The following is an 18,661-nucleotide window of genomic DNA, read 5'->3' on the forward strand; positions in this document are numbered from 1 at the left end:
GTGACCCAGTGCCGCCGCTGCTGAGTGTGGAGAAGGTGTCGAAGTCGTTCGCGGGCAACCGGGTGCTCACGGACGTGAGTTTCGACGTCGAGCCCGGGGAGGTACTGGCCCTGGTCGGCGAGAACGGGGCCGGCAAGTCCACCGTCCTCTCCCTCGTCACCGGGCTCCTCGCGCCCGACTCCGGCCGTGTCGTCTTCGACGGCACCCCCGCGCCCCGGGCGTGGTCTCCCCACCGGGCCCGGGCCACCGGGATCGGCTCCGTCCACCAGGAGCTGAGCCTCAACCCGCACCAGAGCGTCGCGGAGAACGTGTTCCTCGGGGCCTGGCCCACCCGCCGGGGCCTGGTCCGGCGCCGTGACCTCGCGGCCCGGGCCCGGCCGCTGCTCGCCCGGGTCGGCCTCGACGTCGACCCGGGCACCCCGGCCGGCCGGCTGCCGCTCGGCAGCCGCCAGCTGGTCGAACTGGCCAAGGCGCTGGCGGGCGAGCCCCGGCTGCTCATCCTGGACGAGGCCACCTCGGCGCTCGACGAGGACCAGGTGGGCGCCGTCTTCCGGGTCGTGCGCGAACTGCGCGACCAGGGCGGTTCGGTGATCCTGGTGAGCCACCGCATGGCCGAACTCTTCGCGATCAGCGACCGGCTGACGGTCCTGAAGGACGGGGCGGTGACGGCGACCCGGGAACGGCAGCGGACCGACCACGACGACATCGTCCGGCTGATGGTGGGCCGGGAACTGTCGGACCTGTTCCCCGCGAAGGCGGCGACCGCCGGCCCCGGCCCCCTGCTCCGCGTCCGCGGCCTCACCGTCCCCCGCGCCTGCTCGGGCGTGGACCTCGATCTCGTGCCCGGCCGCATCACCGGCCTCGGCGGACTGCAGGGGCAGGGACAGCGCGAGGTGCTGCGCGCCCTGTTCGGCCTCGCCCGCCACACCGGCGACATCACCTTCGAGGGCCGTCCGCTGCGGCTCGCCTCGCCCAGGGACGCGATCCGACGCCGCATCGCGTACGTCCCCGAGGACCGCAAGACGGAGGGCGTCCACACCGGGCGCGGCGTCCGCGACAACCTCGCCCTGCCCAGCATGCGCGCCCTCGCCCCCGCGAGCCGGCTCACCACCGTCTCGCGCGGCGCCGAGACCGCCCTCGTCGACGACCTGATCCGACGGCTCCGCGTCAAGGCGGCCTCCCCGGCGCAGGAGACCCGCCGCCTCTCCGGCGGCAACCAGCAGAAGGTCGCGCTCGCCAAGTGGCTGCCCACCGGGCCCCGCGTCCTGCTGCTCGCCGAGCCGACCCGGGGCATCGACATCGGCACCAAGCGCGAGATCTACCACCTGCTGCGCCGCCTCGCCGACGACGGCCTCGCGGTGCTCGTCACCTCCGGAGACACCATGGAACTGGTCGGCCTGTGCGACGAGGTGGCCGTCCTGTACGAGGGAACGGTCGTCGACCGCCTCGGCGGACCCGACCTGACGGAGGAACGTCTGGTCCGGTCGTCGGTGATGGGCACCGGGGGCGTGATCCATGCGTGAGCGCGTCCTCGGTGCCGCGCGCGGCAACACCGACCTCCTCGCCCTGGCGGCCCTCCTGCTGGTCCTGCTGATCGCCTACCAGCACTACGACTCCGGCCTGCTCACCCCCGCCTCCGTCACCATCCTGTCCGCCCAGTTCCTGCCGCTGGTCCTCGCCGCGTCGGGCCAGACCACGGTGATGCTGCTCGGCGGGATCGACCTCTCGCTGGGCGCGGTGCTCGGCCTCGCCATGGCCGTCTTCGCCACCTACGACGCCCAGGGCGCCGGCGGAGTCGTCACGGCCGCCGCGCTCGCCCTGTGCGTGGCCGCCCTGGCGGGCGCGGTCAACGGGACACTGGTCGCCTACGCCGGACTGCCCCCGATCGTGGTGACCCTCGCCGCCTCCTTCCTGTGGGGCGGGGTCACCCTGGTGGTTCTGCCGCAGCCCGGCGGCGCGGTACCGGGCGGGCTGGTGAAGGCCTACAACAACGGCTGGAACGGCATAGCCCTGCCGGCCGTCGCGATCGCGGCCGTCCTCGCCCTGTGGAAACTGCTCCGCGCCACCCGCCACGGCCTCGCCCTCTACGCGGTCGGCGGCAACGAGCACGGCGCCTACGCCAGCGGCCTGCACACCCGGGGCGTGAAGATCGGCGGATACGCGCTGGCCGGCGCGTTCGCCGGTCTCGCCGGGATCGGCCTCGCGATCCAGACCGGCTCGGCCGACCCGACGATCGGCGCCCCCTACACGCTCAACTCCATCGCCGCCTCCGTGCTCGGCGGCGTCAGCTTCTTCGGCGGGGTCGGCCGGATGCGCGGCACGGTCCTCGGCGCGGTGGTCATCGGCCTGCTGACCAACCTGCTGCTGTTCACCGGGATCTCGCCCTTCTACCAGCTCATCCTGCAGGGCGTGATCCTCGTGGTGGCGCTCGCCCTGAAGACGTACCTCACGAGGGAGGCGGCCGTATGAGCAGCCTGGCGCTGCAGAACAGCAGCAGAGCGGCCTGGGCGTTCGGCGTGCTGGCCGTCACCTGGCTGGCCGCGGTCCTCTTCGCGGACGGCTTCGACACCGTCTCCAGCTTCCGCTACCTGGTGCAGACGGCGTCCTTCCTGGGCATCGTCGCGGTCGGCCAGACCCTGGTCGTCATGATGAGCGGCATCGACCTGTCGGTGTCCGGGGTGGTGGCCCTGTCGGCGGTGGTGTGCGCCAAGGTCGCCGCCGGCACGGGCGGTGGCGGCACGGCCGTGGCGGTCGCGCTGCTGCTGAGCGCGCTCGTGGGCGCGGTGAACGCGGCCGGCGTCGTCTGGCTGCGGGTACCGCCGATGGTGATGACGCTGGCCACCGGCACGATCCTGTCCGGCGCGCTGCTCGTCTACACCGACGGCTCCCCCAGCTCGGCCCGGCTGCCCCTGCTGGACTCGCTCGCCAACGGCCGTCTGCTGGGCGTCCCCCGGTCGTTCCTGCTGTGGCTGCTCGTCACGGCCGCCGCCTTCTGGCTGCTGCACCTGTCCCGCACCGGCCGGTACGCCTTCGCGCTCGGCGCCGGCGAGGACGCGGCCCGGGCGTCCGGGGTACCGGTCGTGTCGACGGCGTTCACGGCGTACGTCTCCTGCGCGCTCCTCGCCGGGGTGGCGGGCCTGGTGCTGCTCGGCTTCACCGGCACCAGTTCGCTGACCATGGGCAACCCCTACCAGCTCCTGTCCATCGCCTCCGTGGTGCTCGGCGGCACCTCCATCCTCGGCGGCCGCGGCCACCTCCTCGGCACGGTCGGCGGCGCCCTGCTGCTCACCCTGCTCACCGCGCTGCTGACGTCCTGGAACCTCTCGGAGGGGGTACGGCAGGTCGTGCTCGGCGTCCTGATCATCGGCCTGCTGCTGGTCTACGCGAGGGAGCGCCGTACATGACGCCGGACACGACCTCGGCGGAGGACCTCCTGCGGGACCTCGTACGGATCCCGTCCGTCAACCCCCGCGAAGGGGCGGGCGACGGGGGTGAGACGGCGGTCGCCGCATACGTACGGGACTGGCTGGAACGACGCGGTGTGCGGGCCGAGTCGCACGAGGTGCTGCCGGGACGCTCCAACGTGGTGGCCGTCGTACCGGGCCGCAGCGAGTCGGCGGTCCTGCTGGAGTCGCACCTCGACACGGTCGAGACGGACGGCATGACCGTCGGTCCCTACGACGCCGAGGTCCGCGGCGGCCGGCTGTTCGGGCGGGGCGCCTGCGACGCGAAGGGCCCGCTTGCCGCGTTCCTGCTGGCCCTCGTCGAGCTCGCCGCCGGGGACGACCCACCGCCGTACACGGTGGTGCTCGCCGGGGTCTGCGACGAGGAGCACGCCTACCGGGGTGTCCTGCACCTGGTGGACGCCCTCGCGGACCGGGCGGTCGTGGGCGCGATCGTCGGCGAGCCGACCGGGCTGGTCCCGGCCGTCGCGCACAAGGGGGTCGTCCGCTACACCGTGCGGACGCGGGGACGCGCCGGACACAGCTCGCGCCCCGAGGAGGCCGTCAACGCGATCACGCTGATGGCGCCGGTCGTGACCCACCTGGCCGGGAGTGCTCCGGACGTCCCGCCGCACCCGCTCCTCGGCCCCGCCACCCGCTCGGTCACCCGCATCCGGGGCGGCACCGGCCCCAACACGATCCCCGGCAGCTGCGAGGCGGACGTCGACCGCCGCACGCTCCCCGGCGAGGACCTGGACACCGTCTGGCGCCGGGACCGGGACGAACTCGCCGCGCTGGGCGCGGAGGTGGACCCGCCGTTCACGGTGGACCCCGCCCTGGACACCGCGGCGGACGCCGACGTCGTCACCGCGCTGTGCCGAGCGCTGGACGAGCACGGGCGGCCCTCCGAGGTACGCGGCATGCCTTTCGGTACGGACGCCAGCAAGCTCGCCCGGGCCGGGATCCCGTCGGTGGTCTTCGGCCCGGGCTCGGTGGGGGACGCGCACTCGGCGGCGGAGTCGGTGGAGCTGACGGAGGTGGAGCTGGCGGCGCGGGTCGTGCTGGCCGCCGTACGAGGAGTGGGGGAGCCGCGGTGCGCCTGACCGACCACGTCACCCTCATCGCCAGCGGCGCCGCCGGCTTCGACCTCAGCGACCCCCTGGACTGCCACGTCTACCTCGTGCGGGGTACCCGGCACACCGCCCTCGTCGACGCCGGCGCGGGCCGGTCCGCACTCCCCCTCGACGGCACACCCCCCGACCACCTCCTCCTCACCCACGGCCACGCCGACCACGCGGGCGGGGCCGCCGCGCTCGCCGAGCGGTTCCCCGCACTGCGCGTGCGCGCCGGTGCCGCCGCGGTGGACTGGATCGCCACCGGTGACGAACGCGGCCTCAGCGTCGACCGGGGCAGAGCCGCCGGCGTCTACCCGCCCGACTACGCCTTCACCCCCTGCCCCCGCGTCGAACCGATCGCCGACGGCGAGGAGACCGACCTGGGCGGCGGGGTGGTCCTGACCGCCGTCGCGACACCCGGCCACGCCGACGGCCACACCTGCTACCTCCTGCGCACCCCCGGCCGCCGCGCCCTCTTCTCCGGCGACTGCGTCTTCACCGGCGGGCGCATCTCACTGCAGAATCTGCACGACAGCCGCGTGCCCGAGTACGCGGCCAGTCTCACCCTGCTGGCCGCGCTCGACGTCGACGCGCTCTTCCCGGGCCACCACGAGTTCTCCCTCGCCCGGGCCGGGCGGCACCTGGCCGCCGCCCGCGACACCGTCGCCCGCGGACTGCTGCCTAGGAGTACTACTTGACCGTCACCACAGGACCCGCCCCCGGATCGCCGGGCCGCCGCAACCAGTCCTCCTCGCTGCGCCGCGCCCTCACCGTCCTCGAGCACATCCGCGACCACGCCGGCACCGGCCGGGGCATCTCGCTGACCCGTCTCGCCGAGGAGCTCGGCATCAACAAGAGCACGGTGCTGCGGCTCACCACGCCCCTCATGGAGGCCGACCTGCTGGTCCGCGACCGCGAGACGGGCTGGTTCCGGCTCGGCCACGGCACGCTCCGGCTCGGTCAGGCCTATCTCTCCTCGCTGGACCTGCGGACCGTGGCCACCGAGCCGCTGAGACTGCTCCAGCACGCCGTCGGGGAGACCTGCCACCTGGTGGTGTACGAACCGCCCGACGTCGTCTACATCGACAAGGTCGAGAACGAGACCAACGTCCGGATGGCCTCCCGGGTCGGCAGCCGGGTCCCCGCCTACCGCACCGCCGTCGGCAAGGCCATCCTCGCCTGGCTGGGCGAGGAGGAGTTCCGGGTCGTGGTCGCCGCCGGGATGCCGCCGGTCACCCCGCACACGACCACCGACCCGCAGCGGCTGCGGGCCGAACTGGCCCGGGTCCGGCGGGAGGGCTACGCCATCGACGACCGCGAGAACGAGCCGGAGGTGCGGTGCGTCGCCGCGCCCGTCTTCGACCACACCGACGCCGCGGTCGGGGCGGTCAGCGTCTCCGGTCTCACCACCAGGATGACGCCGGCCCGGGTCCGCGAGGTCGGCCCGATGGTCGTCCGCACCGGCCTGGAGATCTCCCACGTCCTCGGCTCTCCCCGGGCCCGGGACAACAACGGCAACAGCAGCGGCAACTGACTCCCCCGGAGGGGCCCGGCATGGAAACGTCAACGGCGTCGACGTACGCCTTCGTCGAGGATCTGCGCGCCGAGGGCGTCGGCACAGTGCTCGACCGCGTCCTCGGGACGTACGGGTGCGACACCCTCACCGTCGCAGCCGCCTACCATCGCGCCCGTGACGTCACCCCGCACGGACCGGCGCGGGTCACCCTGCGCCGCGACGGCACCCACTTCGTCCCGCCGGCCGACCTGTTCGGCGGACTCCGTCTGACACCGCCCGTCCAGGCGGGCGCCGAGGAGGAGCCGCTGCGCGAGGTGCGCAGGCGGACGGCGGAGCGGGGCGCCGCGCTGCACGGCTGGACCGTGTTCCTGCACAACACCACGCTCGGCCTCGCCCACCCCGACGTCACCCAGGAAAACTGCTTCGGCGACCGGGCCGCACCGGCCGACCTCTGCCCGGCCCACCCCGAGGTGCGGGCGTACGCCGTCGCGCTGGCCCGCTCCGTGGCCCGGCTGGGCGTGGACGCTGTGGTCGCCGAATCCCTCCACCACGGCACCTTCGGCCACGGCTACCACCACGAGCGCAGCTTCGTCCCGCTGGGCCCGCTGGAGGACTTCCTGCTGGGCCTTTGCTTCTGCCCACACTGCGTGGGCCACGCCGAGGCCGCCGGAGTGGACGCGGGCGCCGCGCGAGCCGAGGCCGCCCGGGCGGCCGGCCTCGTGCTGGACGGCGGGGACCCCCGGCCGTGGGAACTCCCCGAGACCGTCGCCGCGTACGTCCGCACCCGCACCGACACGGTCACCTCGCTCGCCGCGACCGTGGCCGAGGCGGTGGCCGCGGAGGGCTCGCGACTGGTCTTCCTCGATCTCACCGGCGCGATCAAGGGCTACGCGGACGGCCGGCCGACGGGTCCGCTCGCGGTGGACGAGGCCTGGCGGACCGGTGTCGATCCGGCCGCGATCAGCACGGTCGTCCCCGGCTACGCGGTGCTCGCCTACGCGCAGGACCCGGAGCGGATCGCGGCCGACCTCGCCGCCTACCGGTCCGCCCTCGCCGACGGCTGCTCGCTGCGCGCGGTGCTGCGCCCAGGAGTCCCCGACACCGACTCCGCCGCGCACCTGGCGGCCAAGACCGCCGCGGCCACCGCTCCCGGCAGGGCCGACGCCGTGGACTTCTACCACTACGGCCTGGTGCCGTACCCGGTGCTGGACCGCATCCCGGTGGCGCTGAAGGAGCGTTGACCGGTGGAAATCATGTCGGGGGGGAATGGTGTCGGGCGTGTGTGCGGGTTCTGGAGCACCCTTGCGACGGTTTCCGCCGTGCCGTAGTCACGTGAACCATGAACCTGTTCACCCGTGCGGCGTCCCGGCACCGCCCGGCTCCCCCCACCGCCCCACGACTCCCCCACGACTCCTCGGCTCTCGCCACCACCGGCGGCCTGCCCGATCCCGCCCTGGCGGCGCTGACCGGGGAATGGATGATCGACCCGGCGCACAGTCGTATCGGTTTCTCCGTCCGCCACGCCCTGGTGACGACCGTGCGCGGGGCCTTCACCGAATACCGGAGCCGCCTCTACTTCGACGGCCGCGATCCGGCTCGCTCCCGCGCCGAGATCCTCCTGTCCACGGCATCCGTCGACACCGGGGTGGGACAACGCGACGCCCACCTCACCGGCCGCGACTTCCTGGACTCCGCGGCCTATCCCCGGATGCGCTTCGCGAGTACGGCCGTACGTCTCGCGGACAGGGACGTCTACCGCATGACCGGCGACCTCACCATCAAGGACACCACCCGCCCCGTCGACCTGGAACTCACCTACATAGGACACGTCACCGACCCGTTCGGATACGAGCGGGTCGGCTTCGACGGCACGACCACCATCAACCGCTCTGAATGGGGCCTGACCTACAACCAGCGACTGGCCGAGGGCGGCGCGATGGTGAGCGAGAAGGTACGCCTCCAGTTCGACATCGCGGCCATCCGCACCATCCCCGGCGGCTGACCGGCGCCCCGGCCGGCGCGTCATGGCCGTTACTTCGCGTCGCTGTTGAACTTCGAGGCCGACCAGAAGTAGCCGAGCACCGCGAGGCCCAGGCACCAGGCGAGGGCGATCCACCAGTTGTTGCCGATCCCGGTGCCGAGCAGCAGGCCGCGCAGGGTCTCGATGGCCGGGGTGAAGGGCTGGTACTCGGCGATCGGCTGGAACCAGCCCGGCATCGTGTCGGCCGGGATGAAGGCGCTGGAGATGAGCGGGAGGAGGATGAGCGGCTGTGCGCTGTTGGCGGCCGCCTCGGCGTTCGGGCTGGACAGGCCCATGCCGACCGCGATCCAGGTGAGCGCCAGGGAGAACAGGGCGAGCAGTCCGAACGCCGCCAGCCATTCCAGGGCGGTGGCGCCTGTGGAGCGGAAGCCGATGGCCACGGCGACGGCGCCGACGAGGACCACGCTGGCGATGCACTGCAGCACGCTGCCGACGACGTGCCCGATGAGCACGGCGCCGCGGTGGATCGCCAGCGTGCGGAAGCGGGCGATGATGCCCTCGGTCATGTCGGTGGCGACGGACACCGCGGTCCCGACGACGGTGCCGCCGATCGTCATCATCAGGATGCCCGGGACGATGTAGGCGATGTACTCGGAGCGGTCGGCGCCGCCGTCGCCGATGCCCGCGCTCATCACGTCTCCGAAGATGTAGACGAAGAGCAGCAGCAGCATGACCGGCGTGAGCAGCAGGTTCAGGGTGAGGGAGGGGTAGCGCCGGGCGTGCAGGAGGTTGCGGCGCAGCATCGTGGACGAGTCGCGCACGGCGAGGGAGAGGGAGCTCATCGGGCGGACTCCTTGGGCTGGGTGGGGACCTTGGGGCCGGTCAGGGCGAAGAACACGTCGTCGAGGTCGGGGGTGTGCACGGTCAGTTCGTCGGCCTCGACTGCGGCCGAGTCCAGCCAGTCGAGGATGGAGCGCAGCTCGCGCTGGCTGCCGCCGCTGGGGATCTGCAGGGCCAGCGCCTCGTCGTCCCGGGCGACCTCGCGCAGGGCGGCGGCGGCGCTCCGGTAGGCGGCCGGGTCGGTGAAGCGGAGCCGGACGTGTCCGCCGGGGATCAGCCGCTTGAGCTCCTCCGCGCTTCCCTGGGCCGCGATCCTGCCGTCGTGGAGCACGGCGATACGGTCGGCGAGCTCGTCGGCCTCCTCCAGGTACTGGGTGGTGAGGAAGACGGTGACGCCGTCGGAGACGAGCTCGCGGATGATGTCCCACATGGTGTGGCGGCTGCGGGGGTCGAGGCCGGTGGTGGGCTCGTCGAGGAAGATGATCCGTGGGGTGCCGACCAGCGTCATGGCGATGTCGAGGCGGCGCTTCATGCCGCCGGAGTAGGTGGAGGCCGGCTTCTTCGCGGCCTCGGTGAGGTCGAAGCGCTCCAGGAGCTCGGCGGCGACCTGGCGTCCCTCGCGGCGGGAGAGGTGGTGCAGGTCCGCCATGAGGAGCATGTTCTCCTCGCCCGTGATCAGGCCGTCGACGGCGGAGAACTGCCCGGTGACGCCGATCGCGGCACGGACCGCCTGCGGGTCGGCGGCCAGGTCGTGGCCGCCGACGCGCAGGTCACCGGCGTCGGCGGTGATGAGGGTGGAGAGGATCTTGACGGCGGTGGTCTTGCCGGCGCCGTTCGGGCCCAGGAGGGAGAAGATCGTGCCCTCGGGCACGGTCAGGTCGATGCCGTCGAGCACGACCTTGTCTCCGTAGGACTTGCGCAGCCCGTTCGCCGCGATGGCCAGGTCGGTCATGAGGGGTGCTCCCTGGAGAGGTTGAGGGTTCAGAGGCTGCGGGCGGTGATGTCGCCGTGGGAGGTGGTCGCGTGGATGTTCAGTTCGGCGGCGTCGCCGTCGGTGTTGTTGAGCGCGTTGTGGATCCGGCCGTGGCCGGTTCCGGCGTCGAGGGTGGCGGAGACTCCGCGGGCAGCGCCGACCGAGATCCGGCCCTGCTGGGTGCTCAGCGTGACCGTGCCGCGCACGGCCTCGGTGACGCGGATGTCGCCCTGCTGGGTGCTGATCTCCGCGGGTCCGCCCAGGCGGCCGACGCTGACGTCCCCGGCCAGCACGGTCAGGCGGGCGGCCGCGGTCTCGTCGAGCTTGACCTGGCCGAGGGCGCCGTCGATGGCGACGTCGCCGAGCCGGCCGACGCCCCTGAACTCGGCGCCGGGCGACTTCGCCTCGACGCGGGAGCCGGCGGGGAGCCGGACGGTCACCTCGACCGAGCCGGACGGGCCCAGGATCCGGTTCTTCACCGGCGCGGTGGCCGTGATCCGCAGGGTGCCGTCGGCGTATTCGACCGTGGTCTGCTCGGCCAGCTTCACGTCCCGGCTCTTGGAGGGGTCCGCGGGCAGAACCTCGACCGTGGTGTCGGCCCGGTCGGCGGCGATGACCTGCACCCGCCCGGCCTGGATGTCGAGGACGGCGGAGATCGGGGCGGTGGTGTCGAACTTCTGCATCACGCTCTCCTGTGACTTGGCGTTTCCGATGAAGGAAAAGCTACGTTGCATTTATAGATCCAGCAACTCTCTCGTTGCGCAGTCTCATAATCAATGCAGGTCAAGGCCGCAAAATCGTTGCAACAACCTGGCGGATAACGCAACAATCCCCCATCCACTCGTTGCAATGAATTGAGGGTGAACGCTATGCTTGAGGCACCAAGGACCACCGCAGGGCACGAAGGAGACCGCGATGCCGGGAGGCAGGCTCACCCAGCAGGAACGTCAGCAGATCGGGCTGGGGCTGGCCGACGGCCTCGCCTACGCGGAGATCGCCAGGCGTCTCGATCGTCCGACCTCGACGATCACGCGCGAAGTGATGCGGAACGGCGGCCCCGCCGCCTACCGCGCCGACCTGGCCCACCGCGCCACCGAACGCCGCGCCCACCGGCGCAGGCAGGCGGCGCCCCGAGGGGCGGGGGCGCCCGAGCAGGCCCACGGACGCGACGCCGAGGCCGTGCGCGAGTTCGAGGAGACGTTCACCACCGTCATGATGGCTTCGGGCGCGCCCAAGATGATGGCCCGCGTGATGGCCTGCCTCACCCTCACCGACAGCGGCAGCCTCACCGCGGCCGAGCTCGTCGAGCTCCTCCAGGTCAGCCCGGCGTCCATCTCCAAAGCCATCACGTTCCTCGAGAGCCAGGGCATGGTGCGCCGGGAACAAGGCGAACGCCGCCGCGAGCGCTACGTCGTCGACGACGACGTCTGGTACGAGTCGATGATGGCCAGCGCACGGTCCACCGCCCAGGTCGTCGAGGTCGCGCGGCAGGGCGTCGGCGTCCTCGGCCCCGGCACCCCGGCCGCCGTCCGCCTGGAGAACGTCGCCCGTTTCCTCGACTTCGTCTCCGAGAGCACCGCCCGCGCGGCGGAGCAGGCCCGCGAGATCCTCCGCACGAAACCCGGGACACCCTCGGGCGGCACGCCGGACCAGAGGTGACCGCGATCGGCAGCCACCTGCCTGCCGGGGCCTGAGCCGGCCTCGGTCCGCAGGCGAGTGGCTCCGCCGCATCCGGCCACGGAGCCTCCGCCGAAAAAACCGATGGCGGACCACGGCGACCACTGCTAGCTTTCCGGAGGCCGTGCGAGAGAACGAGGAGGTGGTACCCGTGAACGCAGTATCGACATGGGTGCTCCCCTCCGGGGTCACGGTCGGACGAGAGGTCGTCCGGGAGCGCCGTTTCTGAGCACTCCCGAAAGGCACGACCATGCGATTCACTTCCGAACAGCGCCTCGCCGACGGCGTCCTCGAACGCGAATTCACCCTCGGCGAGATCCCCGGCACCCTGTGGACGCCCGGATCGGCTCCTGCCCCGCTGGTGCTGATGGCCCACAACAACGGCCTGCCCAAGGCTGACCCCCGGCTGGTGGCACGGGCCCGGTACACCGCGGCGCGCGGCTATGCGGTGGCCACCATCGACGCCGCCGGGTGCGGTGACCGTCCCCGGTCCGCCGCCGACGAGCAGGCCCGTGCCGACCTGCGGCGGGCGATGCAGACCGGTGAGCCGGTCGACGAGATCTTCGAGTCGTTCATCGGCCCGCTGGTCGACAACGCGGCCCCGGAATGGCAGACCACTCTGGACGCCCTCCTCGAGCTGCCCGGGATCGGCGGCCCCGTCGGGTACTCCGGGGGGTGGACCGCCCTCGGCATCCGGCTGGCGGTGGTCGAGCCGCGCATCGCGGCCGCGAGCTTCTTCGCCGGGGGGTACGTGCCCCGTGCCCAGCGCGAGGAGGCCCGGCAGGTCACCATTCCCCTGCTGTTCCTGCTGCAGTGGGACGACGAAGGGAACCCCCGGCAACGCGCCCTGGACCTGTTCGACGCCTTCGGCAGCAAGGAGAAGACGCTGCACGCCAATCCGGGAGGGCACACCGGCACCCCGCCGTTCGAGCTGGAGGACGGGTGCCGGTTCCTGGACCGGCACCTGAAGTGAGGCCGGGCCGTCGGGCCGCCGACGGACGGTAGGCGTCGTCGGCCGGGACGCCGCTCACGAGCGCGCCGGGGACGGCGGTGCCGCCGCGGGAACGCGGGAGGAGACGGCGGGACGGGGGACGGCCTCCTGGACGGGAGGGGCATGCGCGCGGCATGCCCCTCCCCCCATGTGGACCGGCGATCACACGTCCAGGGACGTCATCACGTGCTTGATCCGCGTGTAGTCGTCGAAGCCGTACGCCGAGAGGTCCTTGCCGTAGCCGGACTTCTTGAAGCCGCCGTGCGGCATCTCGGCGACCAGCGGGATGTGGGTGTTGATCCACACGCATCCGAAGTCGAGCTTCTTGGACATGCGCATCGCGCGCCCGTGGTCCTTGGTCCACACCGAGGAGGCGAGGGCGTACTCGACGCCGTTGGCCCATTCCACCGCCTGGTCCTCGTCCGAGAAGGACTGGACGGTGATGACCGGGCCGAAGACCTCCTTCTGGATGATCTCGTCGTCCTGCTTCAGGCCGGAGACGACGGTCGGGGCGTAGAAGTAGCCCTTGTCGCCGACCTGGTGGCCGCCCGCCTCGACCTTGGCGTGCGCGGGCAGCCGCTCGATGAAGCCGGTGACCTGCTTGAGCTGGTTGGGGTTGTTCAGCGGGCCGTACAGGACGTCCTCGTCGTCCGGCTGCCCGGTCTTCGTCTCGGAGGCGGCCTTCGCCAGCGCCGCCACGAACTCGTCGTGGATCGCCTCCTGGACGAGGACGCGGGTGGCCGCCGTACAGTCCTGGCCGGCGTTGAAGAAGCCCGCCACGGAGATGTCCTCGACGGCCTTGGGGATGTCGGTGTCATCGAAGACGACGACCGGCGCCTTGCCGCCCAGTTCCAGGTGCACGCGCTTGAGGTCCTTGGACGCCGACTCGGCGACGGACATGCCGGCGCGGACCGAGCCGGTGATGGAGGCCATCGCCGGGGTCGGGTGCTCGACCATCAGCCGGCCGGTGTCACGGTCGCCGGTGATGACGTTGAAGACGCCCTTGGGGAGGATCGAGCCGACGATGTCGGCGATCAGGACCGTCGACGCGGGGGTCGTGTCGGACGGCTTCAGAACGACCGTGTTGCCCGCCGCGATCGCCGGGGCGAACTTCCATACGGCCATCATCATCGGGTAGTTCCACGGCGCGACCTGCGCGCAGACGCCCACCGGCTCTCGGCGGACGATCGAGGTCAGCCCCTCCATGTACTCGCCGGCCGAGCGCCCCTCCAGCATCCGGGCCGCGCCCGCGAAGAAGCGGATCTGGTCGACCATCGGCGGGATCTCCTCGGAGCGGGTCAGCCCCACCGGCTTGCCCGTGTTCTCCACCTCGGCCGCGATGAGTTCCTCGGCCCGCTCCTCGAACGCGTCCGCGATCTTCAGCAGGGCCTTCTGGCGCTCGGCCGGGGTCGTGTCCCGCCAGCCGGGGAAGGCCTTGGCGGCGGCCGCCATCGCGGCGTCCACGTCCGCCTGGCCGGACAGCGGGGCCGTGGCGTACGCCTCGCCGGTCGCGGGGTTGACCACCTCGGTGGTCCGTCCGTCGGCGGCGTCCCGGAACTCACCGTCGATGTAATTGCGCAGACGACGCAGCTCGGTGCTCACTGACCGGCCTCCAGTTCGGTGTCCATTGACTTCGGGTGTCCATTGGCTGAGACATCCACCCTAATCCGCCCGCCCACGTTTTCAACACCCCCGATCCCGTGTCGACTGCGGAATCCGCAGATCTCAGTCACGTAAACAACGAATTTCATCGCCTCAACCTTGCGGAACTGTCGAGGTGTCGTGCACAGTGAGGCCGTGGCCAGTCGAAGCGCAGAGCACAGGGACTCCCGCGAGTCCAGGAACGGCAGCACCCCCCACCTGGATGCCGTCAGCCTCGCCATCATCGAACAGCTCCAGGAGGACGGCCGACGGCCGTACGCCGCGATCGGCAAGGCGGTCGGCCTCTCCGAGGCGGCCGTGCGCCAGCGCGTCCAGAAGCTGCTCGACCAGGGCGTGATGCAGATCGTCGCCGTCACGGACCCGCTCACCGTGGGCTTCCGCCGGCAGGCGATGGTCGGGATCAACATCGAGGGCGATGTGGAGTCCATCGCGGAATCGCTCAGCGACATGCCCGAGGTCGAGTACGTGGTGATGACCGCGGGCTCGTTCGACATCCTCGCCGAGATCGTCTGCGAGGACGACGACCACCTGCTGGACGTCATCAACAAACGCATCCGCGCCCTGCCCGGCGTGCGCTCCACCGAGAGCTTCGTCTATCTGAAGCTGAAGAAGCAGACCTACATGTGGGGAACCCGATAACCGTGAGGACCCGATAACCGTGAGCACCAAGGACCTCAGCCGCACCGCGTACGACCACCTGTGGATGCACTTCACCCGCATGTCCTCGTACGAGAACTCGCCGGTCCCGACCATCGTCCGGGGCGAGGGCACCTACATCTACGACGACAAGGGCAAGCGCTACCTCGACGGTCTCGCGGGCCTGTTCGTGGTCCAGGCCGGTCACGGCCGTACGGAGCTGGCGGAGACCGCCTTCAAGCAGGCCCAGGAGCTGGCGTTCTTCCCGGTCTGGTCCTACGCCCACCCCAAGGCCGTGGAACTCGCGGAGCGCCTCGCGGACCACGCGCCGGGCGACCTCAACAAGGTCTTCTTCACCACCGGCGGCGGCGAGGCCGTCGAGACCGCCTGGAAGCTGGCCAAGCAGTACTTCAAGCTCCAGGGCAAGCCGACCAAGTACAAGGTCATCTCCCGGGCGGTCGCCTACCACGGCACCCCGCAGGGCGCCCTGTCCATCACCGGCCTGCCGGCCCTGAAGGCCCCCTTCGAGCCGCTCGTCCCCGGCGCCCACAAGGTCCCGAACACCAACATCTACCGCGCCCCGATCTTCGGCGACGACCCCGAGGCCTTCGGCCGCTGGGCCGCCGACCAGATCGAGCAGCAGATCCTCTTCGAGGGCCCGGACACCGTCGCCGCGGTCTTCCTGGAGCCCGTCCAGAACGCCGGCGGCTGCTTCCCGCCCCCGCCCGGCTACTTCCGGCGGGTGCGCGAGATCTGCGACCAGTACGACGTCCTGCTCGTCTCGGACGAGGTCATCTGCGCCTTCGGCCGGCTGGGCACGATGTTCGCCTGCGACAAGTTCGGCTACGTCCCGGACATGATCACCTGCGCCAAGGGCATGACGTCCGGCTACTCCCCCATAGGCGCCTGCATCATCTCCGACCGCCTCGCCGAGCCCTTCTACAAGGGCGACAACACCTTCCTGCACGGCTACACCTTCGGCGGCCACCCGGTGTCGGCCGCGGTTGGCCTGGCGAACCTCGACCTGTTCGAGCGCGAGAACCTCAACCAGCACGTCCTCGACAACGAGGGCGCCTTCCGCGCCACCCTGGAGAAGCTCCACGACCTGCCGATCGTCGGTGACGTCCGCGGCAACGGCTTCTTCTACGGCATCGAGCTGGTCAAGGACAAGGCGACGAAGGAGTCCTTCAACGACGAGGAGACCGAGCGCGTCCTGTACGGCTTCCTCTCCAAGGCTCTGTACGACAACGGCCTCTACTGCCGTGCCGACGACCGCGGTGACCCGGTCGTCCAGCTCGCCCCGCCGCTGATCTCCGACCAGGGGACGTTCGACGAGATCGAGCAGATCCTGCGCGCGACGCTGACGGAGGCGTGGACGAAGCTGTGATCAGCTGACCCTGTGATCAACACCGGCCCCGGAGTCTGCCGTTCGAGTGAGAAACGGCGGCCCGGGGCCGTGTGCTGTCCGGCCCGCCCCTCCGGCCTGCCTAGCGTGCTCGTGACCCATCGGCCCTGCCTTCGTTCCCCCGGACGGGGGATCGGCACGGTATTACGGATCTGAACCGAGGTGTACGCCCATGGAGGCCCCGCCGGACAACGACGTGCTCTGGGCACGCTCGCTGCACTTCACGCACCGCGACGGCTCACCGGCGCTCGGCGGTGTCACGCTGGGCGTGCGGGAGGGCGAGATCCTCGCCGTCAGCGGCCCGCGCGGCAGCGGCAAGACGACTCTGCTGCACTGCCTGTCCGGCCTGGTGCCCACCCAGCGCGGCGAGGTCTGGTTCAACAGCGTGGCGGTGCACACCATGGGGCCGATGGCCCGCGAGCGGCTGCGGCGCGACCGCTTCGGCTGGATCGACCCGGCGCCGGTCCTCGTCCCCGAACTGAACGTCTGGGAGAACGCGGCCCTCCCCCTGATGCTGCGCGGCACCAGCCGCCGTCGCGCCAAGGTCGCCGCGCTGGAGTGGCTGGAACGCCTCGACATCGGCGACAAGTCCCGATGCCGCCCCCATGAACTCACCCAGGCGGAACGCCAGCGCGTGTGCATCACCCGCGCACTGGCCCCCGCCCCCTCGATCCTCTTCGCGGACGAACCCACGGCCCCCCTGCACCGCGCCGACCGGGCCCACGTCCTGCGCACCCTCACCACGGCGGCCCGCTCCCACGGCATCACGGTCGTGCTGGCCACCCACGACCCGGACACCGCGGCCCTGGCCGACCGCCGCATCTCCCTCCTGGACGGCCGCCGCATCACCACGGTCCACCTCCCCCCACCGACAGACCCGGAAGACCGGAGCACTCGCCCCACGGGCCAGGGGACCGGACCGCAGGGCCGGGAGGACGCGCCGCAAAGCCGGGAAGCCGCCCAGCAGGCCGGGGAACCACGGCCGGACGGCCGGGACCGCACGCCGCAGGGCCACGGAGTCGGGGCAGGCAGTCGGGGGGCCGAGCCGGAAGGCCAGGGGGCCGCGTGCTCGCTCTCCGTCTGACCCGCAGCGCCCACCCCGCCGTCCAGCTGCGCCGCCTCCTGGTGGCGGCGGCCTCGGCGGCCACCGGCTTCCTCCTCCTCTCCGCCCTCGGCCACGCCCTGGCCCACCCGGAGGCCTCACCGGCCTCCCTCCTCCGTCTGGCCTGGTGCACGGTCCCCCTGTCCGCGACGGTCCACCTCGCCCTCGCCGTCGCCCGCACGGACCCCGGCACCCGCCCACGCCCCGGCCTGGCGGCGATCGGCCTCGGCCCGGCCCGGCTGATGGCCGTCTCGGCCACGACCACCGCCCTCTCCACCCTCCTCGGCTCCCTGCTGGCCCTCCTCTTCTTCCTCCACCTGCGCGGCGACCTCACGGGCATGCCCTTCGACGGCGCGGCAGCGGACTTCCTGGCAGCGGACCGCCCCTTGCCCCTACCGGCGGCCCTGACCCTGCTGTCCCTGGTCCCCGTAACGGCATCGGTGTCCGTGGCCCTGATGCTCCGCCCGAGAGACGCCTTCCTGGCGGCCCAGGCGGCACCGAGGCTGTTCGGCGGTTTCGGGTCGTTCGGCAGGCAGGAAACCAGGGAGCGCTTCGGGACGTACGGAAGGTCCGGCGCCCGGCCGGCCGGCGGCGCCCGCGAAGCCGGGAGCGGGGAGGACACCCCGACCCAGCCCTCAGCCCCCGTCAACGGCACCGAGCACACCCCGGCCCCGCTGCCCGACCCACCGCCCCTCAACCCCACCGCCCTCCCCTGGGGCGCGGCCCTGCTCGCCGCCGGCCTGGCCGTGGAGGGCTACGCCAGCCGCACGACCACCGCCGCCCCCCTCCCCCTGCCCACCGGCCTCCCCACCGCCCCCACGGCGGTCCTCCTCGGCTGGACCCTCACCGCCCTTGGCCTCGCCCTGGCCGGCCCCGGCCTCACCCACCTGTGCGGCCGCCTCCTGCAAGCCGCCCGCCCCGGCGCCCTCCGCCTCCTCGCGGGCCGCGGCCTCATGGAGGAGGCGTCCCGCATCGGCCGCCCGCTCGGCGTGGTCTGCGCGGTCGCCTCGGGCGCGTACACGATGGCCGCCCTGTACGACCCCGCCGACCCATCCTCCGGCCCCCTCACCACCCTCGGCGCGACGGTCGTGGCGGGCTGCACGATCGCCACCCTCCTCACCGCCGCGGTGGAGGCCAGACAGGCCCGGGCCGCCACCACCGCCGCCCTGCTCCGCCTGGGAGCCCCCACCAGGACCCTCCGCACCGCCGCCGCGATGCGCACCGGCGCCCTCCTGACCCTCTTCGTCCCCCTGACCGCGGTGGTGGCGGAACTCGCGTCGCTGCCGCTGGCCCGCTGAGGACCGCGCAAAAAAGGATCGC

The 18,661-nt window shown here is 72.2% G+C and carries 18 protein-coding genes; 14 read left to right on the forward strand and 4 right to left on the reverse strand.

The genetic code is table 11. From position 1 onward, the window contains the following. Positions 1-8 precede the first annotated feature (8 nt). The 8 genes from ACIBVL_RS31940 to ACIBVL_RS31975 all read left to right on the forward strand — a co-directional run bounded on the left by ACIBVL_RS31940 (position 9) and on the right by ACIBVL_RS31975 (position 8,076). The gene (locus ACIBVL_RS31940) at positions 9-1,523 is read left to right on the forward strand and encodes a sugar ABC transporter ATP-binding protein (RefSeq protein ID WP_399102573.1); all 1,515 of its coding nucleotides are present in this window, start codon (positions 9-11) and stop codon (positions 1,521-1,523) included. Next, entirely contained in the window at positions 1,516-2,469 is a 954-nt protein-coding gene (locus ACIBVL_RS31945; RefSeq protein ID WP_399102575.1) for an ABC transporter permease, read from the forward strand. Before ACIBVL_RS31940 ends, ACIBVL_RS31945 begins: the two co-directional genes overlap by 8 nt. Further along, complete coding sequence (locus ACIBVL_RS31950) at positions 2,466-3,404, forward strand: ABC transporter permease (protein ID WP_399102577.1); 939 nt, start codon at positions 2,466-2,468, stop codon at positions 3,402-3,404. Before ACIBVL_RS31945 ends, ACIBVL_RS31950 begins: the two co-directional genes overlap by 4 nt. After that, positions 3,401-4,546, forward strand: a complete 1,146-nt coding sequence (locus tag ACIBVL_RS31955; protein ID WP_399102579.1) for a M20 family metallopeptidase — start codon at positions 3,401-3,403, stop codon at positions 4,544-4,546. Before ACIBVL_RS31950 ends, ACIBVL_RS31955 begins: the two co-directional genes overlap by 4 nt. Next, entirely contained in the window at positions 4,537-5,256 is a 720-nt protein-coding gene (locus ACIBVL_RS31960; RefSeq protein ID WP_399102581.1) for an MBL fold metallo-hydrolase, read from the forward strand. The genes ACIBVL_RS31955 and ACIBVL_RS31960 overlap by 10 nt, the downstream gene beginning before the upstream one ends. Next, positions 5,253-6,092, forward strand: coding sequence for an IclR family transcriptional regulator (locus ACIBVL_RS31965; RefSeq protein WP_399102583.1), 840 nt, complete (start codon positions 5,253-5,255; stop codon positions 6,090-6,092). The genes ACIBVL_RS31960 and ACIBVL_RS31965 overlap by 4 nt, the downstream gene beginning before the upstream one ends. A 20-nt stretch (positions 6,093-6,112) precedes the next feature. Continuing rightward, on the forward strand, positions 6,113-7,315 hold the full coding sequence (locus ACIBVL_RS31970; protein WP_399102585.1) for a hypothetical protein: 1,203 nt from the start codon (positions 6,113-6,115) through the stop codon (positions 7,313-7,315). 98 nt (positions 7,316-7,413) lie between these two features. After that, a complete protein-coding gene (locus ACIBVL_RS31975) occupies positions 7,414-8,076 on the forward strand; it encodes a YceI family protein (protein WP_399102587.1) in 663 nt (220 codons plus the stop codon). Between the two features lie 29 nt (positions 8,077-8,105). On the opposite strand, the gene ACIBVL_RS31980 is transcribed toward ACIBVL_RS31975, so the two are convergent. Genes ACIBVL_RS31980 through ACIBVL_RS31990 form a run of 3 tightly spaced genes read right to left on the reverse strand, consistent with a single transcriptional unit; the run spans position 8,106 to position 10,551 of the window. Beyond that, entirely contained in the window at positions 8,106-8,897 is a 792-nt protein-coding gene (locus ACIBVL_RS31980; protein ID WP_399102588.1) for an ABC transporter permease, read from the reverse strand. Next, entirely contained in the window at positions 8,894-9,847 is a 954-nt protein-coding gene (locus tag ACIBVL_RS31985; RefSeq protein WP_399102590.1) for an ATP-binding cassette domain-containing protein, read from the reverse strand. Before ACIBVL_RS31985 ends, ACIBVL_RS31980 begins: the two co-directional genes overlap by 4 nt. A gap of 29 nt (positions 9,848-9,876) precedes the next feature. Further along, a complete protein-coding gene (locus tag ACIBVL_RS31990; protein ID WP_399102592.1) occupies positions 9,877-10,551 on the reverse strand; it encodes a DUF4097 family beta strand repeat-containing protein in 675 nt (224 codons plus the stop codon). A gap of 232 nt (positions 10,552-10,783) precedes the next feature. Between ACIBVL_RS31990 and ACIBVL_RS31995 the strand changes: the two genes are divergently transcribed. Then, complete coding sequence (locus ACIBVL_RS31995; RefSeq protein WP_399102594.1) at positions 10,784-11,527, forward strand: helix-turn-helix domain-containing protein; 744 nt, start codon at positions 10,784-10,786, stop codon at positions 11,525-11,527. A 268-nt stretch (positions 11,528-11,795) separates the two neighbouring features. After that, positions 11,796-12,518, forward strand: a complete 723-nt coding sequence (locus ACIBVL_RS32000; RefSeq protein ID WP_399102596.1) for a dienelactone hydrolase family protein — start codon at positions 11,796-11,798, stop codon at positions 12,516-12,518. Positions 12,519-12,698: 180 nt separating this feature from the next. Here the strand turns inward: ACIBVL_RS32000 and ACIBVL_RS32005 are convergent, their stop codons facing one another. After that, complete coding sequence (locus tag ACIBVL_RS32005; protein ID WP_399102598.1) at positions 12,699-14,138, reverse strand: gamma-aminobutyraldehyde dehydrogenase; 1,440 nt, start codon at positions 14,136-14,138, stop codon at positions 12,699-12,701. 180 nt (positions 14,139-14,318) lie between these two features. On the opposite strand from ACIBVL_RS32005, the gene ACIBVL_RS32010 reads away from it, so the two are divergent. The 4 genes from ACIBVL_RS32010 (at position 14,319) to ACIBVL_RS32025 (ending at position 18,639) form a co-directional block, all read left to right on the forward strand. Further along, positions 14,319-14,837, forward strand: a complete 519-nt coding sequence (locus ACIBVL_RS32010; RefSeq protein ID WP_399102601.1) for an Lrp/AsnC family transcriptional regulator — start codon at positions 14,319-14,321, stop codon at positions 14,835-14,837. Positions 14,838-14,856: 19 nt separating this feature from the next. Further along, positions 14,857-16,221, forward strand: a complete 1,365-nt coding sequence (locus tag ACIBVL_RS32015; RefSeq protein WP_399102604.1) for an aspartate aminotransferase family protein — start codon at positions 14,857-14,859, stop codon at positions 16,219-16,221. A gap of 190 nt (positions 16,222-16,411) precedes the next feature. After that, positions 16,412-17,323 carry an ABC transporter ATP-binding protein gene (locus ACIBVL_RS32020; RefSeq protein WP_399102606.1) on the forward strand — a complete coding sequence of 304 codons (912 nt, stop codon included), beginning with the start codon at positions 16,412-16,414 and terminating at the stop codon, positions 17,321-17,323. Then, the gene (locus ACIBVL_RS32025) at positions 17,305-18,639 is read left to right on the forward strand and encodes a hypothetical protein (protein ID WP_399102608.1); all 1,335 of its coding nucleotides are present in this window, start codon (positions 17,305-17,307) and stop codon (positions 18,637-18,639) included. Before ACIBVL_RS32020 ends, ACIBVL_RS32025 begins: the two co-directional genes overlap by 19 nt. Positions 18,640-18,661: the final 22 nt, after the last annotated feature.

Source organism: Streptomyces sp. NPDC049687 (assembly GCF_044465285.1).
Taxonomy (GTDB): Bacteria; Actinomycetota; Actinomycetes; order Streptomycetales; family Streptomycetaceae; genus Streptomyces.